The following is a 15,990-nucleotide window of genomic DNA, read 5'->3' on the forward strand; positions in this document are numbered from 1 at the left end:
CCTGTCGACATCGTCGAAACCAGTCCCGACCGCAACGGGGAACTGCCATGTCTGAGAAACGTCGCGTCATCGTCACCGGGGGCTCCCGGGGCATCGGCCGCAGCGTCGCCATCCGGCTCGCCGAGGAGAACTTCGACGTCGCCTTCTGCTACCGCAGCGAGGCGGCCGCGGCCGAGACGACCGCGAAGGAGATCGAGGAGCACGGCGGACGCTGTTACCACGCGCCCTGCGACGTCGCCGACGCCGAGGCCGTGCAGGCGTTCATCAAGGCCGCGGAGGCCGAGCTCGGGCCCATCGAGACCCTGGTCAACTCCGCCGGCATCGTGCGGGACAACCCCATGGTGCTCATGCCGGTCGAGGACTGGAACGCGGTCATCGACACCAACCTCACCGGCACGTTCAACTTCTGCCGGTCGATGGCGTTCGGCTTCATGAAGCGCAAGTCCGGCGCGATCATCAACATGTCCTCGGTCGCCGGCGTCTACGGCAACCCGACCCAGACCAACTACTCGGCGGCCAAGGCCGGCATCAACGGCATGAGCAAGGCGCTGGCCAAGGAACTCGCCGCCTACAACGTGCGGGTCAACGTCGTCGCGCCCGGCTTCATCGAGACGGACATGACCGCGCGGCTGTCGGAGAAGGTCCGCAAGACCGCGCTCGGACTGGTGCCGATGCGCCGGTTCGGGCAGGCCGAGGACGTCGCCGACCTCGTCGCGTTCCTCGCGTCGGACCGCGCCGCCTACATCACCGGCCAGGTCATCCAGGTCGACGGCGGAATCGTCATCTGATGGCCGCCAGCACGGTCCGCGCCTTCGCCGCGCCGCTGGACGCCGTCGACCGGATCGAGGACCGGGCGGCCGGCGTGATCGAGGCGGTCAAGGACATCGTCGCCGACGACCCCTACCTCGGCGGGCACTACCCGGACTTCACCATCTACCCGGGCGTGTTCACCATCGAGACCGTCTACCAGGCCGCGCGGCGCGCCATCGAGGAGCGCGGCGGACCCGGCACGAGGGCCGAGATCGCCGCCATCGCCTCGGTGCGGTTCAGCGCCCCGCTGCTGCCCGGCGACGTGCTGCGCGCCACCTGCGAGCTGACCGACCTCGACCCGTCCCGCGTCCGAGTGAAGGCACGGTGTCGGCGCGGCGACGGCAGGACGTCCGCGCAGCTCACGCTGGAACTGCTGGTGCACAAGGAGAACGCCGATGCTTGAGCACGCGGACATCAAGCGGATCCTGCCGCACCGGCACCCTATCCTCCAGGTCGACCGGGTGCTCGAACTCGACCCTGGCAACCGGATCGTTGCGACCAAGGCCGTCACCGGCGCTGAGCCCTGCTACGTGGGACTGCCGGCAGAGGCCCCGGCCTCCGCCTACGCCTACCCGGTCTCGCTGCTGGTCGAATCCCTCGGCCAGGCAGGCGGAATCCTCTGGCTGCACACCGCGGCCCAGCGCGCGGAACCGGTCACCGGCACGCTGATCTTCGGCTCGGCCCGCGACCTGACCCTGACCGGCCACGCCTACCCGGGCGATGTGCTCCGGCACGTCGTGCACCTCGAACTCGTCAAGGGCGACAACGCCTTCATGCGCGGCGAGACGTGGGTCGGCGACACCCGAATCGCCACCGTCGGCGAGATCCTCGCCGTCCTCCGGCAGGACACCACCCTGGTTCCTGCCTAGTTCCGACCGAAACCCAGGAGAAGCAGATGACCCAGGCCGTCACACAGCGCGAGGAGCACTTCGAGGAGCTGCGCGAGATCGCCGCCGAGGTGCTGGAGATCGAGCCGGAGGAGATCACCGACACCAGCCTGTTCGCCGAGGACCACGAGGCGGACTCGCTGCGCGCCATCGAGATCCTGGCCCGCATCGAGAAGAAGTACAAGGTCGACATCCCGCAGTCGGAGCTGCCCAAGATGGTCAACCTCACCGCCGTCTACGAGATCGTCAAGCAGCACGCCAACTGGCAGGACTGACCATGAATCGTCGTGTCGTCATCACCGGCCTCGGCCCGGTGTCGAGCATCGGAATCGGGGCGCGGGAGTTCAGCGCCGCACTACGCGCCGGTCGGAGCGGGATCTCGCCGATCGCCAGCTTCGACGCGGCTGGTTTCCCGCACTACATGGCGGGGGAGGTGCCGGCCTTCGACCCGAAGAGCATCCTCCAGCGCATCTCCCCGGACGCCTGGGGGCGCACCAGCCAGTTCGCCGCCTCCGCCGCCCGACTCGCCGTCGAGGACTCCGGGATCGACCCGACGGAACTGTCCGCGGCGCGCGCGGGTTCCAGCATCGGCACCACCGGCGGTGAGTCGCAGGTGCTCGAACGCCTCACCGGCGACTCGCTGACCGTCGGCTTCGCCGGTGTCGACCGCGAGCTCGCCCGCCAGGTCCCCGCCTCCCGGTTGGCGGTCGCCGTCAACCGGGAGCTGGGCCTGACCGGCGAGGCCATCACGCTGTCCACCGCGTGCTCGGCGAGCAACTACGCGCTCGGCTACGCCTACGACCAGATCCACACCGGCGACCTGGACTACATGATCGCCGGTGGCGCGGACTCCGTCGGCCGCTGGTCCCACGCCGGCTTCTACCGGCTGGGGGCGCTCGCCGAGAAGGCGTGCGCGCCGTTCGACCGGGACCGCAGCGGCATCATCACCGGCGAGGGCGGGGCCGCGCTGTTCCTGGAGAGCCTGGAGTCCGCCACCGCGCGCGGCGCCCGCGTCTACGCCGAGGTGCTCGGCTACGGACTGAACTGCGACGCCAACCACATGGTCGCGCCCGACCCGGTCAGCATCGCGCAGTGCATGCGTCTCGCGCACCGCAACGCCGGCATCAAGGCCGACGAGGTGGACTACATCTGCGCGCACGGCACCGGCACCCCGGCCAACGACGCCGTCGAGGCCAAGGCGGCCGTCGAGGTCTTCGGCGAGCGACCGCCGCCGATCAGCTCGATCAAGTCCATGCTCGGCCACACCATGGGCGCCGCAAGCGGGTTCAGCGCGATCGCGTCGGTGCTCGGCATCGCCGAGTCGTTCATCCCGCCGACGATCAACTTCCGCAACCCAGACCCGCAGATCCCCGACATCGACCCTGTCCCGAACGTGGCGCGCGAGATGACCGTGAACATCGCGCAGGTCAACGGGTTCGCGTTCGGCGGAAACAACGCGATCACGATCTTCGGACGGTACTCATGAGCACGGGAGCCATCGCGATCACCGGCTGGGGCGTGCTGTCCTCGGCCGGGATCGGCGCCGACGAGTTCGCAAGGGCGGTGACGGCGGGGCGCGGCTCCGCCGCCGACGTCAGCGAGATGTTCGAGGAGCCGGTGCCGCGCCAGGACGCGTTCGCCCTGGTGGATTTCAAGGTCCGCGACTACCTCGGCCGCAAGGGAACATCCTTTTTGGACCGAAGTACCTCGCTGGCGATGGTCGCCTGCGGGCAGGCGCTGGCCGACACCGACCTGGTCGTGGACGACAGCAACAACGAACGGGTCGGCATCGCGCTCGGCACCACCGCCGGCAGCGTGAAGTCGACCAGCGACTACAGCCGCGACACCTTCGTGCAGGAGCGGCCCTACCTGGTCAACCCGCTGGTGTTCCCCAACGCGGTGATGAACTGCGCCGCAGGCCAGTCCGCGATCCGCTACCGGCTCAGGGGCGTCAACACCACCGTCGCGGGCGGCGCGCTGGCCGCGCTGAGCGCGCTTCGCTACGCCCGCAACCTGATCGGCTGCGGCTACGCGGACGCGCTGCTGGTCGGCACCACCGAGGAGTTCAGTCCGCAGGTGGCCTGGGCGACGCACTTCGCCATGGAGGCGGGCGGCGGCGACCTGGCCGCGGGGGAGGGCGCCGCGGTGTTCGTGGTCGAGGACGCGGACGCGGTGCGCGAGGCGGGCCGGCGACCCGACGCCGAGGTGCTGGCCATCGAAGTCGGCCTGCACGTGCCGGCCGACGAGGCGACCGCGGGCCCGGAAACCGACTTCTCCGAGAGCCTGGCCGGCTGCGTCGTCCGCGCGCTGAGCAGGGCGGGTGTCGAGCCGGGCGAGGTGTGGGCGGTGGCGTCCGCCGAGAACGGCATGCCGCTGACCGACGGCTTCGAGGACCGCGCCATCCGGGCCGTGCTCGGCGACGGGCCGGTGCGCCTGCGCGTCAAGGAATTCACCGGGGAGAGCCACAGCGCCTCCGGCGCGTTCCAGGTCGCGGCGCTGCTGGCCAGGCACCGCGCGGACCCGACGCTGGACGGCAGGGTGTCGGTCGTGACCACGCGCACCTCCGACGGCGCGATCGGCGCTGCCGTCCTGCGCGGCTGGAGCCGAGGTGTCGAGTAGGGGCGTTAGGGGCGCTGCTGTCACGGGAGGAGCGATGCTCACGTGTCTCGGCGACGCCGACGACACTGTGGCTGCGCTGCTGACCGGCGCGAGCGGCGTCGCGCCACTGCGGTTCGTGGACACCGAGAAGCTGTTCGTGGGCTTCGGTTATCCCATCGACGACGGCGATCGGGAGCGGTCCTTCCGGGCGAGCAGCTGGCTCACCGAGACCGTGGCGGACGCGGTCCGCGAGTCCGGGCTGGACGTCTCGGGCAAGCGGGTCGCCGTCGTCGTCGGCTCCGGGCTGCGCGAGCTGCGCAGCCTGGAGCGGTGGCACGCCGACGGCGCCGGCGCGACCCTGCGGGAGCTGCACTTCGACGCGGCGGTGCGGGCTGTGCTGCCCGAGGCGACCGAGGTGCTGACGGTGTCGAACGCGTGCTCGGCCGGCGGGTACGCGCTGGCCCTCGCGCTGGACCTGCTGGCGCTGGACGAGGCCGACGCGGTCGTCGTGGCCGGCTGCGACTCGATGACCGAGAGCATGCTGACGATGATCGGGCGGGTCGGCGACGAGCTGGTCACCGAGCTGCGGCCGTTCGACCGGGACCGGGGCGGCGTGTTGCTCGGCGAGGGCGCCGCGGCGCTGGTGCTCGAACGCGAGCCCGCCGACGGACGTCCCGTGCTGGCAAGGATTCTGGGCGTCGGACTGAGCTGCGACGCCCACCACGAGACCGCGCCGGACGTGGCCGGCATCGTCGCGGCCATGCGCGACGCGCATACCAGGGCCGGAGTGGCGCCCGAGGACATCGACCTGGTGCTGGCGCACGGCACCGGCACCGCGCTCAACGACCCGACCGAGGCCCGCGCCCTCACCGAGGTGTTCGCCGAGGCGGGGGGCGGACTCGTGACCGCCATCAAGGGCGCGACCGGTCACACCTCCGGCGGCGCGGCCCTGATGAGCCTGCTGGTCGCGGTCGAGGCGATGCGCAGGGGCAGGCTGCCGGCCGTGATCGGCCTCGCCGATCCCATCGACGAGGCCGCCGACCTTGCCGTGCTGGCCGGGGAGTCCGTGCCGATCCAGGCGCGGATCGCCCAGGTCAACGCCTTCGGCTTCGGCGGCGTCAACGCCGTCACGATCGTGGAGGTCTGAGATGACGGTGGCCGTCACCGGCTACGCGACGCACGTGCCCGGCCTGTCCGCGCGCGACCTGCCCGGCTCGCCGGCGGAACCTGCCGTGGCCGCCGACCAGGCGCACGTCGTGTTGGGGCGTAAGGGACTGCTGGCCAAGGAGCCGGCGACCCGGCTGGCGCTGTGCGCCGTGCACGCGGCGCTGGGCCTGCCGCCGGGCCGCCCGACCGGGCCGGTGGCCGGGGCCGGGACGACCGCCGTCGTGGTCAGCTCCAACCTCGGCAACGTGCAGACCGTCTGCGCGGTCGTCGACGAGATGCGCGCCAGCTCGGGGCACGCGGTCAGCCCGCTGCTCGCGCCGAACGCGTCCAGCAACATCATCGCCAGCAGCATCGCCATCCGCTACGGCATCACCGGACCGAACTTCATGCTGTGTGCCGGCGCGACCTCGGGGCTGGACGCGGTGCGGCTCGGCGCGCGACTGCTGCGCGCGGGCCGCACCGACCGCGCGGTCGTGGTCGGCGTGGAACCCGACGACGAGATCGCGCGCGGCCTGCTCGGCCTGCGCGCCACGCCGCCCGGTGGCTTTTCGGAGCCGAGAGCGGCGGCGGCCTGCGTGCTGCTGACCCGGTACGACCCGGCCGCCGAGGGGCCCGCCGTGCTGCTCGACCGGGTCACCAGGTCCGCCCGGCCGCCCGAGGGCGCGGCGGGTCTTCGGCTCGACCCGCATCCCGGGCTCGGCGGCGTCTCGCTCACCGAGCGCGTCGGCGAAACCTATGGGGCGCTTGGGGTGTTGCAGGTCGCCGCAGCGACCGGGTGGCTGCTCGACCCCGCCTCGACCCACACCGCGGCCGAGGTCACCTGCGGCGATCCCGAGGACGGCTACGCCACCGCCCGGCTGTCGCTGACGGCCGCGTCCCAGGACTGGCTCGCCCCCACCGCCGAGGTGATCTTCCGGTGAGGGAGCGGAGCGAGCGAACAGTTCAACACAGTGGACTTGGTGTCTCATCGGCGCCCGGAGCGGAGCGAGGACGTCGATGAGGAACTGGTCACCGGTCGGGGAAATCCCCGATGACGGCATCGGCGCGTGGCGCAGCGGCGCGGCCGGCCCGGCGGTCGTGCTGGTGCACGGCATGGAGGACACCTGGCGCAGCTGGGATGTGCTGGCCGCGCGGCTGGCCGACCGCTGCCGCGTCTACGCCCTCGACCTGCCGTGGCGCGCCGGCAACAACTACGCCTGGCGGACGCACGGCGACCCGGCGACCTGGCTCGCGCGCGGGCTGTCGCTGCTGCCCGAGCCGCCGGACACGCTCGTCGGCCACTCCTTCGGCGCCAACGCCGTCCTTGAGCACCTCGCCAGGCGGCGTCCAGCGCGGACGGCCGTACTGCTGGCCCCCTTCTACCGCCCGGCGTCCGCGCCGGTCGACGCGTTGCTGCGGGAACGGTCCCTTGCCGGCTTCACCGGGATCGTGCGGCACGGCCTGCGGGTGAAACTCGGGGCGCGCGCGGCGAAACTCGGCGACGAGCTCGTCGACGCCATGGGCAACACGCTGCTCAAACAGGTTGTGCCGAAAGCCTTTCCGGTCTTCTTCGACTACTTCGTCGACACCGGGAACCTCGACCTAGGCCGCGTCCGCGCGCCGACGCTCGTGCTGGCCGGCACCAGGGACGCGGCGCTGGCCGGCGAGCGGGCCGTCGCGCTGGCCGCGTCGATGCCGGCCGCCCAGGTCCGCCCACGGGTCCACTACGGACATTTCTGCCACATCGAGCAGGCCGAGGAGGTCGCCACGGAGGTGACCGACTTCCTCGACCGCGAGCCGGTCCGACGAAGCGCTGGAGGAACGAACCCATGACCGCGACCATCCTGTCACCGCCGACACCCTCCGCCCTGGTGGACGGCGGCCCGACGACCATGCTGGGGCGGCCCCGTTACGAGGGCGCGAACATCCGCACCTGGATCGGCTTCAAGCACTTCATGTACCTGGTCGAGGAGGCGGTGCTCGCCTACTTCCGCGAGCGGGGCGTCGGCGCAAGGGACCTGTTCCAGCGGCACGGCCTCGGCCTTGAGATCGTCGACTCCTCGGTGCAGTTGCCGACCGCGCTCGAGGTCGACGACGTGGTGCGGGTGACGATCGCCGCCGGCAGACAGAAGCCGGGCTGTGGCGCCGCGTTCACCGCGCACATCGCGGTCGACAGGGACGGCGTCGACGTGACCGCGCTCAAGGGCAGGCTGCGGGTGGCGCTCATCCGCGAGCAGGACGCGGCCGACGTCGAACCGGTGCCGGACTTCCTTGCCCCCTACGTCTTTCCCGGTGTCGCCGCGCTCGCCGACGCGGCCGACGCGGCGGGCGTCGAGCTGGCGCCCGGCCAGGACGTGGCCGACGCGTTGACCCCGGCAGGCTCCGGCGCGTTCCTGTGGTCCTGGCGGATTCCGTACTTCTACTGCCACTTCTCCGACCGGCTCCAGCACTCGGGCTACGTGCGCGCGATGGAGGAGGTGGTCGACCGCTTCCTGCACAGCAGGGGACTGGCCATCGGCGTGCTGCTCGCGGAGCGCGGCTGGATCCCCGTGGTGTCGCGGGCGCGGGTCCGGCTGCTCGCCGACGCGCACATGGAGGAGACCGTGCACACGGTGTTCGCCGTCGAGGACATCCTGCGCGACATCAGCTACACCGCCAGGATGGACTGCTACGTGCGACGCGGTGACCGCCTCGTGCACACCGCGACCGGCACGATCATGCACGGCTACGCCATCAGCCGGGGGGAGCGAGCGGGCACGGTCGCCGAGCTCGACGCGACCACCCAGGCCGTCCTGCTCGGAGGTGCCCGATGAAGAAGCCGCCACGCCTGTACTTCTCGCTGCGCAGCCCGTTCAGCTGGATGGCCGTCCGGCAGCTGGAGGAGCGGCTGCCCGACGCGCACGAGTTCATCGAGTACATCCCGTTCTGGGAGCCGGACGCGCGGTCGCAGGCCGCGCTGGAGCAGGCCGGTGGGGAGTTCCACTACAGCCTGATGAGCAAGGCCAAGCACCTCTACATCCTTCAGGACACCAAGCGCCTCGCGGAGCGGTTCGGCTACCAGATGAAGTGGCCGATCGACATCGACCCGTGGTGGGAGCTGCCGCACCTGGCCTGGATCAAGGCCAAGCAGCTTGGCATCCAGCGCGAGTACTACCAGGCCGTGATCGCGGCGCGGTGGGAGCGCGGCGAGGACATCTGCGAACCCGAGGTGCTGCGGAGCACGCTGGCCAACGCGGGCCTGCCGGTCGAGCCGCTGGTGACCGCGGTCGACGACGAGGAGATCCGCGCCGAGGGCGTGGCGGCGCTGCTGAACATCTACCACGACGACGTGTTCGGTGTGCCGTACTTCAAGATCGGCCGGCACCGGTTCTGGGGACGCGACCGTCTCGAGGACTTCATGGCCGTACTGGTGCCGGAGTTGGAGAAGGCAATGGAACGCAAGGGAGTCAACGCATGACGATCAGCAGTGTCGAACAGCCCGCCGTGTTGGTGGACGAGCAGTTCGGCCCCGACCCGCTGGCGGGCATCCCGCAGGAAGTCCTCGACGCGACCGGCGACTACGACAGGGACTCGGCCGGCGGCTGCGGCTGACCAATGACTCTCGTGAGTGGAAGCCCGTGCCGAGGGTGGGGGCTTCCACTCACGAGGTCCGAACGCGACCGAGAGGTTCCCCGTGCCTGACCTGAAGGTGAGCCGACGCCGCGTGCTGCTCAGCAGCGTGTCCTCGGACTCGCACACCTGGAACCTCGTGTTCCTCCAACTGCTCATCGAGGAACTGGGCCACGAGGTGGTCAACCTCGGTGCGTGCGTGCCCGAGGACGAGCTGGTGGCGCAGTGCCTGCGGCACGACCCCGACCTGGTGGTGATCAGCACGGTCAACGGGCACGGCTACGCCGACGGCCGGCGGCTGATCGGCGCGCTGCGCCGGACCGGGGAACTCGCCGCCGTGCCGGTGGTCATCGGCGGCAAGCTGGGCGTGGCCGGCGCGGCGGACGAGCAGTACGCCGCCGAGCTGCTCGCGCTGGGCTTCGACGCGGTGTTCCAGGACGGCGCGGACCTGGCGGGCCTTGCGCGGTTCATCGAGTCGGTGCGGCCGCTGGAGGTCACGGCGTGATGAGCGGTTCCTTCGCCGGCTTCGTCCGGGACGCGCGGCGGCGCGGAAACCTCGTGGTGCAGCCGAGAATGGGCTTCAGCGACCCGGCCGAGATGCGCGCGGGGCTGCTCGCGACCAAGCGGGCGCGGGCCACCGCCGTCGGCACGGTCACGCTGGACAGCTACACCAGGGTCGGCGACCACGACGCCGTCGCCCGCGCGCTGGCGGAGGGCTTGGCGCTCAACGGGTATCCCATCGTCGACCACGATCCCGCGACCACCGACGGCGTGCTCGCCGGCGTCCGGGACGAGACGTTCCCAGTCCAGGTGCGGCACGGTTCTCCTTTGCCGGAAAGCATTTTCGCGGCGCTGGTCTCGGCGGGCCTCGACGCCACCGAGGGCGGCCCGGTGTCCTACTGCCTGCCCTACAGCCGGGCGCCGCTCAAGCGGGCGGTCCGCAGCTGGGCCCGATGCTGCGAGCGGTTCGCCACGCTCGCCGACCGCGGCGTCGAACCGCACCTGGAGAGTTTCGGCGGCTGCCTGCTCGGCCAGCTGTGTCCGCCGAGCCTGCTGCTCGCCATGACGGTGCTGGAGGGGATGTTCTTCCGCCAGCACGGCATCCGCAGCATGTCGCTGAGCTTCACCCAGCAGACCAGCGCGGCCCAGGACGAGGAGGCGCTGCGCGGACTGCACCGGCTCATCGACGAATATCTGTCCGATGTGGACAGTCACGTCGTGCTCTACGCCTACATGGGCGTGCATCCGAGGACCCCGGCCGGGTCGTTCCGGCTGCTCGCGGACGCGACCAGGCTCGCGGTCCGTGGCGGCGCGGCGCGCCTCATCGTCAAGACGCCGGCCGAGGCGCACCGCATCCCGACGATCCGGGAGAACGTGGCGGCGCTGGAGTACGCGGCGGAGGTCGCCGTCGACCCCGCCACCCGCCGGTTGGTTGGCGAATCCGTTGCGGACACGGGAGTGCACGCCGAGGCGCGGGCGCTCATCGAGGCCGTTCTCGACCTGCACGACGATCTCGGCACCGCGCTGCTGCTCGCCTTCGCCGCGGGCTACCTCGACGTGCCCTACTGCCTGCACGCGGACAACCGGGGCCGGGCCCGCGCCCGCGTCGACGGGGCGGGCCGACTGCGCTGGACGGCGATCGGCTCGATGCCGATCGGCCACCTCGTGCGGCCGCCGCGCGACGCGGGTGTCACCAGCGCGGAACTGCTGTCCTCGCTGCACTACGTCGAACGCAAGTACGACCGCGCGGCCCTGCACGCCGCGCCGACCAGGGAGCTGAGGGCGCATGAGCTGGACGCTGGACCGGGTGTTGCCGCGCTATGACAAGCGCGAGCAGCACAGCCGCTGGATCGCCGCGCCGCCGCAGCGGGTCTGGGACGCGTTGATGGACCTGCGGGTGCGCGACCTCGCGCTGACCGTCGCGCTCGCGCGGCTGCGCGGCGGACCCGTCGCCTGGCTGCGCGGCGTCGACGGCCCGCTGGACCTGCGGGCCGTCGAGGCGATGGCCCCGCGCCCCATCGCCTCGGACCCGCCGCGCGAGCTGCTGCTCGGCGACATCGCGCGCTACGCGGCCGTCCGCCCGAGCAGGCCCGACATCGAGCGGGGCGACGCGGCCGCGTTCGAGAGCTTCGACGAGCCCGGCTGGTCCAAGGTCGCGATGAACTTCCTGCTCACCCCGGAGCGGGACGGCACGCTGCTGTCCACCGAGACCAGGGTGGTCGGCACGGACGCGGCGGCGCGGCTCGCGTTCGAGTTCTACTGGGTGCTGGTCCGGCTCGGCAGCGGCCTGGTGCGCAGGGACATCCTCAACGCCATCGCGCGATCCGTTGCGTAGTCGGCTCGCTACGCTTGGGGCGCCACCGGTCCCGACGAAAGAGGTCCGATGACCCGGGCAACCGTGAGTTCCGCAGGCCGGTCGACCGCGCGGCCGGCCGCCTTCGCCTGGGCGGGGTACGCGGCATTCGCCTGCGGCCTGCTGTACGCGCTGGTCAGCGCGTACTGGGCGCTCGGCGGCACGGCGGGGGTCGACACGCTCGGCGGCAAGCTGGAGGAGCTGGCCAGGGCGCGCCAACCGGGGCTCATCGCCGTGGTGTGGGTGACCGTCGCGCTCAAGCTGGCCGGCGGCGTGCTCGGGCTCGCGCTGGTCCGGCCGTGGGGACGCCGCCCGCCGCGCTGGATGGTGCTGACGGCGGGCTGGGGCGCGACCGCGCTGCTGGTGCTCTACGGCGGCGTCCTGGTCGGGGTGCAGGCGCTGGTGCAGGCCGGCGTCATCCAGGCGTCGTCGGACATGGACTGGAAGGCCTTCCACTGGCACCTGTTCCTGTGGGACCCGTGGTTCCTGGTGTGGGGGATCTTCCTCGGCCTGGCCGCGCTCGGCTTCACCCGCCGTCGCGGCTGAGTCGCGCCGTGACCCGGGCCAGCGCCGCGGCCCGAGGTCAGCGCAGCCGCTCGGCCAGGTCGCCGAGCAGCGCGGCCTCCTGCTGCACCAGGTAGAAGTGATCGCCCTCCCACACCCGGTGGTCGGCCGGGCCGGTGGTCGTCTTGGACCAGCCGAGCACGGACGCGAGGTCCACGTCGGGATCCCGGTCGCCGAGGTGGGCGACCAGCGGCGCGCTGATCGTGCGGCCCGGCTCGGGGTCGTAGGTGCCGAGCAGGTGGAAGTCGCCCCGGATGGCCGGCAGCACCAGGTCCCGCAGGTCGGGGTCGGTGAAGATGATCGGGTCGACGTCGCCGAGCCGGTTCACCTCGGCGATCAGCGCCTGGTCGCCGCGCAGGTGCAGGTCGCCCCGGTCCTGGAGGTGCGGGGGCTTCTGCGCGGACACGAACAGCGCGCGCGGGACGACGCCGTGCCGGTGTTCCAGCCGCCAGGCCACCTCGTAGGCGACCAGCGCGCCCATGCTGTGGCCGAACAGAGCCAACGGCACGTCGGTGTACGGCAGCAGCGAGTCGGTCACGACGTCGGCCAGCTCGGTCATGTCGTCGATGCACCGCTCGTTGACCAGGTCCTGCCTGCCGGGGTACTGGACCGCCAGCATCTCCACGTCGCCGGGCAGCGACCGTGGCCACTGGCGGTAGGCCGTCGCCGCGCCGCCCGCGTGCGGGAGGCACACCAGCCGAATCCTCGGTGCGGCCACCGGCGTCGGGCGGCGGAGCAGGCTCGAGGGTTCGTTGGCCTTGCCGTTCATGCACGCCTCCGCGTTGTTCGGCCGCGCCGGTGTGCACCGGGCGAAGCCCCAGATCGCCTGGCCGATGATGTTAGTGCCGGGTGGCTCCGGGGGTCACGGGCACAGTCGGCGTTACCCCGTTCAAGCCAAAATTCACCCTTGGCCCTGCCGTTTCTGGCAAGGCCGTTGTGCTGGCAGATGTCATGGGCTACACATGATGCATGACACCAGTAAACAGATCTGCTTACCAAGGTCAGTTAATCGGGCCGGTTCGTCGTGTTCGGGCGATGCTGCTGGCCGCGGTACTGGCCGGCGTGGTGCTGAACGCGGTCGGACTGGCGAGTTGGCCGGCGAGTTCCGCAGCGGCCGATGCTGCGGCGCTCACGGGAGCGGTCACCGTGACTGTGCCGGCGAATCCGGACGGAAGTGACTGGCCCTGGTGCCCGGCGGCGGGCACGAACGGTGGGGACTGGCCTTGGTTGGTGTAGTCGAACAACACTGGGGAGCGCGCCCCGCGCCGGTGGTCCCGCTGGCGCGGGCACGTTCGGTTCGACGCTGATGCCTTTACTCACCGCTTGCCGCTGACTTTACCAAGTCCGAAATGGACGAATTCTCTGTCGCCACTCGCGCACTACCGCAGTTATCATTGGGTTAACTGGAGTGTACGATAGGCTTGACAGGCGGCATCCCTCGAACCAAGGGGCTCGCAGCGGTGAGCATCGTCAACATCCAGCAGCCGGAGTTCGGTCAGCGCCTTCGCGCGCTCCGCGTCGAGCGCGGCCTGTCCCAGCGCGACGCCACAGGCGGTGTGGTCAACCCCAGCTACATCTCACTGCTGGAGTCGGGCGCGCGGGTGCCGACGCTCGAGGTCGTCCTCCAGATCGCCCGCGCGCTGAACGTGCCGCTGGACGCGTTGGTCGACGACGCCGAGCTGCCGGCCAAGGGCATCGGTGGCACCAGCCCCGACGTCCGCCTGGTGCTGGAGATCCTCGGCCGCAGCTCCGCCGACTTCGGCGACCTCGCCGACGCCCAGGTGCACTTCGCCAAGGCCTACGAGTCCGCCCGCCGCGACGGCGTGCCGGTGTCGATCCTCGAACACGGCATCGCCCTCGCCGACCTCCTCACGCTGCGCTCCGAGGGCGAGGCGCGCTACGACCTGCTCGCCGAGCTGGCCACGGTGGCCGAGAACATCGGCGTCGCCGAGCTGATCGTGAAGGTACGCATCGACCACGCGGCCGCCGCCCGCGACACCGGCAGGCTCGCCGAGGCACTCGAACTGGCCGAGAGCGCGGCCGAGCGGATCAGCGCGACCGAGCTGGCCAACACCAGCGAACACGTGCGGACCCTTGGCGTGCTGATCTCCATCCGCTGCGACTCCGGCGACGCCGGGGACGCCGCCCACCTGATCGACCGCATGCTGCGGGTCGCCGAGAAGATCGACAGCCGGCCGATCCTCGGCCGGGCGCACTGGGTGGCCTGCGTGGCCTACGCGCGGATCGGTCATCCGGAACTCGCGGTCCGCCATGTCCGGCAGGCACGGGAAATGCTCGCCACCCCGGGCACCTCGCTGCGCGAGTGGGCCAAGTTCTCCCGCGCGGCCGCGTCGGCGCTGCTCGACGCGGAGGCCGAGCTCGGCGAGATCGACCAGTACCTCACCTGGGCGCGCGCCGCCCTGGACATGGTCGAGGCGCCGGGGGAGGCGCAGCTGCTGGCGAGCCTGGAGGCGCGCTACGCGCTGGCCGCCGGCGACCCGAGGCGCGCGTTGCTGCTGAGCGAGCGCGAACCGGAGGGGCTGCCCGCCGCCGAGCTGGTGCGCCTGCGGCTGACCTGCGGGCGCGCCCTGCACCAGCTCGGCGACCAGGACCGTGCGATGGACCGGTTGCGGTCGGCCGCTGGCCTGTGCGAGGAGCTGTCCGCCTACCGGCTGGCCGCGCAGATCTGGCGGGAGATCGACCAGCTCCGCTCCGCCAACGGTCCCACCGCGGTCTCGGGCCGGGCCTCCGGTGTCGCCTGAGGTTTCCCACGCTGTCTAGCAATCCTGGCGCAGCCTAGGAATCACAGTCCCACCGCGGTCTCAGGCAGGGCCTCTGGCGTCGCATGACGTTTCCCAAGCTGCCTAGGAATCCTGGCGCTGCCTAGGGATCCTGGCGTGGCCCGCGCGGTTGTTGTTGTGTGGCGCAGTGGATTCCGCCGCCGCCCGAGGCGATTCCGTTGATGGTGAGCTGCACGACCTCGCGGCCGGGGTGCAGCTCCCGCAACAGGTCGGCGGCCCGGTCGTCGGCGTCGCGGTCGCCGAACCTCGGCACGATCACCGCGCCGTTGAGCACGTAGAAGTTCAGGTACGAGGCCAGGAACTCGTCGTCGTGCTCGATGATCTCGTTCGGATTCGGCTCGGGCAGCTCGACCACCCGCAGCGCGCGCCCCTGCGCGTCGGTCGCGGTGCGCAACACCGCGAGCGCCTGGTCCGACACCGCGGACCAGGCGTCCGCTGGCGCGTCGGCGCTCGGCCGGTTCAGCACGACGACCCCCGGCTCCACGAAGCGGGCCAGCGTGTCCACGTGGCAGTCGGTGACGTCCTGGCCCGCGACTCCCTTGAGCCAGATGACCTTCCGCACGCCGAGCAGGTCCCGCAGCGCCAGCTCGATCTCGCCCCGGTCCCGTCCCGCGTTGCGGTTGTCGTTCACCAGCGAGCTCTCGGTGGCCAGCAGCGTGCCCTCGCTGTCGACCTCGAGCGCGCCGCCCTCCGTGGTGATCGGCGCGGAGATCCTCGGCACGTCGAGCCGGTCGAGGAGGTTCTCGGCGACCCTCGCGTCGTCGGCGTGCTCCTGCTTGCCGCCCCAGCCGTTGAAGTTGAGGTCGACACCGGCGAGCCCGTCTGGACCGTGCACGAAGACCGGCCCGGTGTCGCGCGCCCACAGGTCGTCCACGGGCACCGGCACGACCTGCACCGACGGGCCGCACTGCGCCTGCGCCCGCGCGCGGTGCTCGGGCCGCGCCATGAGCAGCACCGGCTCGAACCGCGCGATGGCCTTGGCGACCGTGGCCACGTCCAGCTGCGCTTCGGCGATGAGACCGCCCCAGATCCTGCGGTCCGCAGGCCACGCCATGATCGTCCGCTCGTGCGGTTCCCACTCGGCGGGCATGCCGTGCCTGCTGGTCGAGGACATGCGGCCGAGGCTAACGGAGAAAGCCCGGCCCGGCCCGTTCACGGGAATGTGCTGCCCTGGCACGGTTCCTCGGCGGGAGTCCCGTCAGCACACGCGGATGTGACGGCC

The 15,990-nt window shown here is 71.6% G+C and carries 19 protein-coding genes; 17 read left to right on the forward strand and 2 right to left on the reverse strand.

Annotated elements, in window-relative coordinates:
• Positions 1-47 precede the first annotated feature (47 nt).
• From fabG to F0L68_RS30205, 16 genes are all read left to right on the forward strand, one after another.
• Entirely contained in the window at positions 48-788 is a 741-nt protein-coding gene (gene fabG / locus F0L68_RS30135; protein ID WP_149853241.1) for a 3-oxoacyl-[acyl-carrier-protein] reductase, read from the forward strand.
• Positions 788-1,213: a 3-hydroxyacyl-ACP dehydratase FabZ family protein gene (locus F0L68_RS30140; RefSeq protein ID WP_149853242.1), complete on the forward strand. Its 426-nt coding sequence runs from the start codon at positions 788-790 to the stop codon at positions 1,211-1,213. Before fabG ends, F0L68_RS30140 begins: the two co-directional genes overlap by 1 nt.
• Positions 1,206-1,679, forward strand: coding sequence for a 3-hydroxyacyl-ACP dehydratase FabZ family protein (locus F0L68_RS30145; protein ID WP_149853243.1), 474 nt, complete (start codon positions 1,206-1,208; stop codon positions 1,677-1,679). The genes F0L68_RS30140 and F0L68_RS30145 overlap by 8 nt, the downstream gene beginning before the upstream one ends.
• Before the next feature lie 26 nt (positions 1,680-1,705).
• On the forward strand, positions 1,706-1,972 hold the full coding sequence (locus tag F0L68_RS30150; protein WP_149853244.1) for an acyl carrier protein: 267 nt from the start codon (positions 1,706-1,708) through the stop codon (positions 1,970-1,972).
• Positions 1,973-1,974: 2 nt separating this feature from the next.
• Entirely contained in the window at positions 1,975-3,183 is a 1,209-nt protein-coding gene (locus tag F0L68_RS30155; protein WP_149853245.1) for a beta-ketoacyl-[acyl-carrier-protein] synthase family protein, read from the forward strand.
• Entirely contained in the window at positions 3,180-4,316 is a 1,137-nt protein-coding gene (locus tag F0L68_RS30160; RefSeq protein WP_149853246.1) for a beta-ketoacyl synthase N-terminal-like domain-containing protein, read from the forward strand. Before F0L68_RS30155 ends, F0L68_RS30160 begins: the two co-directional genes overlap by 4 nt.
• A gap of 34 nt (positions 4,317-4,350) precedes the next feature.
• A complete protein-coding gene (locus tag F0L68_RS30165; RefSeq protein WP_149853247.1) occupies positions 4,351-5,442 on the forward strand; it encodes a beta-ketoacyl synthase N-terminal-like domain-containing protein in 1,092 nt (363 codons plus the stop codon).
• A gap of 1 nt (position 5,443) precedes the next feature.
• The gene (locus tag F0L68_RS30170; RefSeq protein ID WP_149853248.1) at positions 5,444-6,382 is read left to right on the forward strand and encodes a beta-ketoacyl synthase N-terminal-like domain-containing protein; all 939 of its coding nucleotides are present in this window, start codon (positions 5,444-5,446) and stop codon (positions 6,380-6,382) included.
• A 76-nt stretch (positions 6,383-6,458) separates the two neighbouring features.
• Positions 6,459-7,274: an alpha/beta fold hydrolase gene (locus tag F0L68_RS30175; RefSeq protein WP_149853249.1), complete on the forward strand. Its 816-nt coding sequence runs from the start codon at positions 6,459-6,461 to the stop codon at positions 7,272-7,274.
• A complete protein-coding gene (locus F0L68_RS30180; RefSeq protein ID WP_149853250.1) occupies positions 7,271-8,254 on the forward strand; it encodes a thioesterase family protein in 984 nt (327 codons plus the stop codon). Before F0L68_RS30175 ends, F0L68_RS30180 begins: the two co-directional genes overlap by 4 nt.
• A complete protein-coding gene (locus F0L68_RS30185) occupies positions 8,251-8,898 on the forward strand; it encodes a 2-hydroxychromene-2-carboxylate isomerase (protein WP_149853251.1) in 648 nt (215 codons plus the stop codon). Before F0L68_RS30180 ends, F0L68_RS30185 begins: the two co-directional genes overlap by 4 nt.
• Positions 8,895-9,032, forward strand: coding sequence for a hypothetical protein (locus F0L68_RS42730; RefSeq protein ID WP_188316908.1), 138 nt, complete (start codon positions 8,895-8,897; stop codon positions 9,030-9,032). The genes F0L68_RS30185 and F0L68_RS42730 overlap by 4 nt, the downstream gene beginning before the upstream one ends.
• Before the next feature lie 82 nt (positions 9,033-9,114).
• Entirely contained in the window at positions 9,115-9,555 is a 441-nt protein-coding gene (locus F0L68_RS30190; RefSeq protein WP_149853252.1) for a cobalamin B12-binding domain-containing protein, read from the forward strand.
• Positions 9,555-10,874: a methylaspartate mutase gene (locus F0L68_RS30195; protein WP_149853253.1), complete on the forward strand. Its 1,320-nt coding sequence runs from the start codon at positions 9,555-9,557 to the stop codon at positions 10,872-10,874. The genes F0L68_RS30190 and F0L68_RS30195 overlap by 1 nt, the downstream gene beginning before the upstream one ends.
• Positions 10,837-11,385, forward strand: a complete 549-nt coding sequence (locus F0L68_RS30200; RefSeq protein ID WP_149853254.1) for a hypothetical protein — start codon at positions 10,837-10,839, stop codon at positions 11,383-11,385. The genes F0L68_RS30195 and F0L68_RS30200 overlap by 38 nt, the downstream gene beginning before the upstream one ends.
• Before the next feature lie 48 nt (positions 11,386-11,433).
• Positions 11,434-11,949, forward strand: a complete 516-nt coding sequence (locus F0L68_RS30205) for a DUF3995 domain-containing protein (RefSeq protein WP_149853255.1) — start codon at positions 11,434-11,436, stop codon at positions 11,947-11,949.
• 37 nt (positions 11,950-11,986) lie between these two features.
• Here the strand turns inward: F0L68_RS30205 and F0L68_RS30210 are convergent, their stop codons facing one another.
• Positions 11,987-12,736: a thioesterase II family protein gene (locus F0L68_RS30210; protein ID WP_149853256.1), complete on the reverse strand. Its 750-nt coding sequence runs from the start codon at positions 12,734-12,736 to the stop codon at positions 11,987-11,989.
• A 691-nt stretch (positions 12,737-13,427) separates the two neighbouring features.
• On the opposite strand from F0L68_RS30210, the gene F0L68_RS30215 reads away from it, so the two are divergent.
• A complete protein-coding gene (locus tag F0L68_RS30215) occupies positions 13,428-14,729 on the forward strand; it encodes a helix-turn-helix domain-containing protein (protein ID WP_149853257.1) in 1,302 nt (433 codons plus the stop codon).
• A gap of 121 nt (positions 14,730-14,850) precedes the next feature.
• Here F0L68_RS30215 and F0L68_RS30220 read toward each other — a convergent pair whose 3' ends face one another.
• Positions 14,851-15,882 carry an agmatine deiminase family protein gene (locus F0L68_RS30220; protein ID WP_149853258.1) on the reverse strand — a complete coding sequence of 344 codons (1,032 nt, stop codon included), beginning with the start codon at positions 15,880-15,882 and terminating at the stop codon, positions 14,851-14,853.
• Between the last annotated feature and the right edge of the window lie 108 nt (positions 15,883-15,990).

The sequence above is a fragment of the Solihabitans fulvus genome, from assembly GCF_008386585.1.
GTDB classification, from domain to species: Bacteria; Actinomycetota; Actinomycetes; order Mycobacteriales; family Pseudonocardiaceae; genus Solihabitans; species Solihabitans fulvus.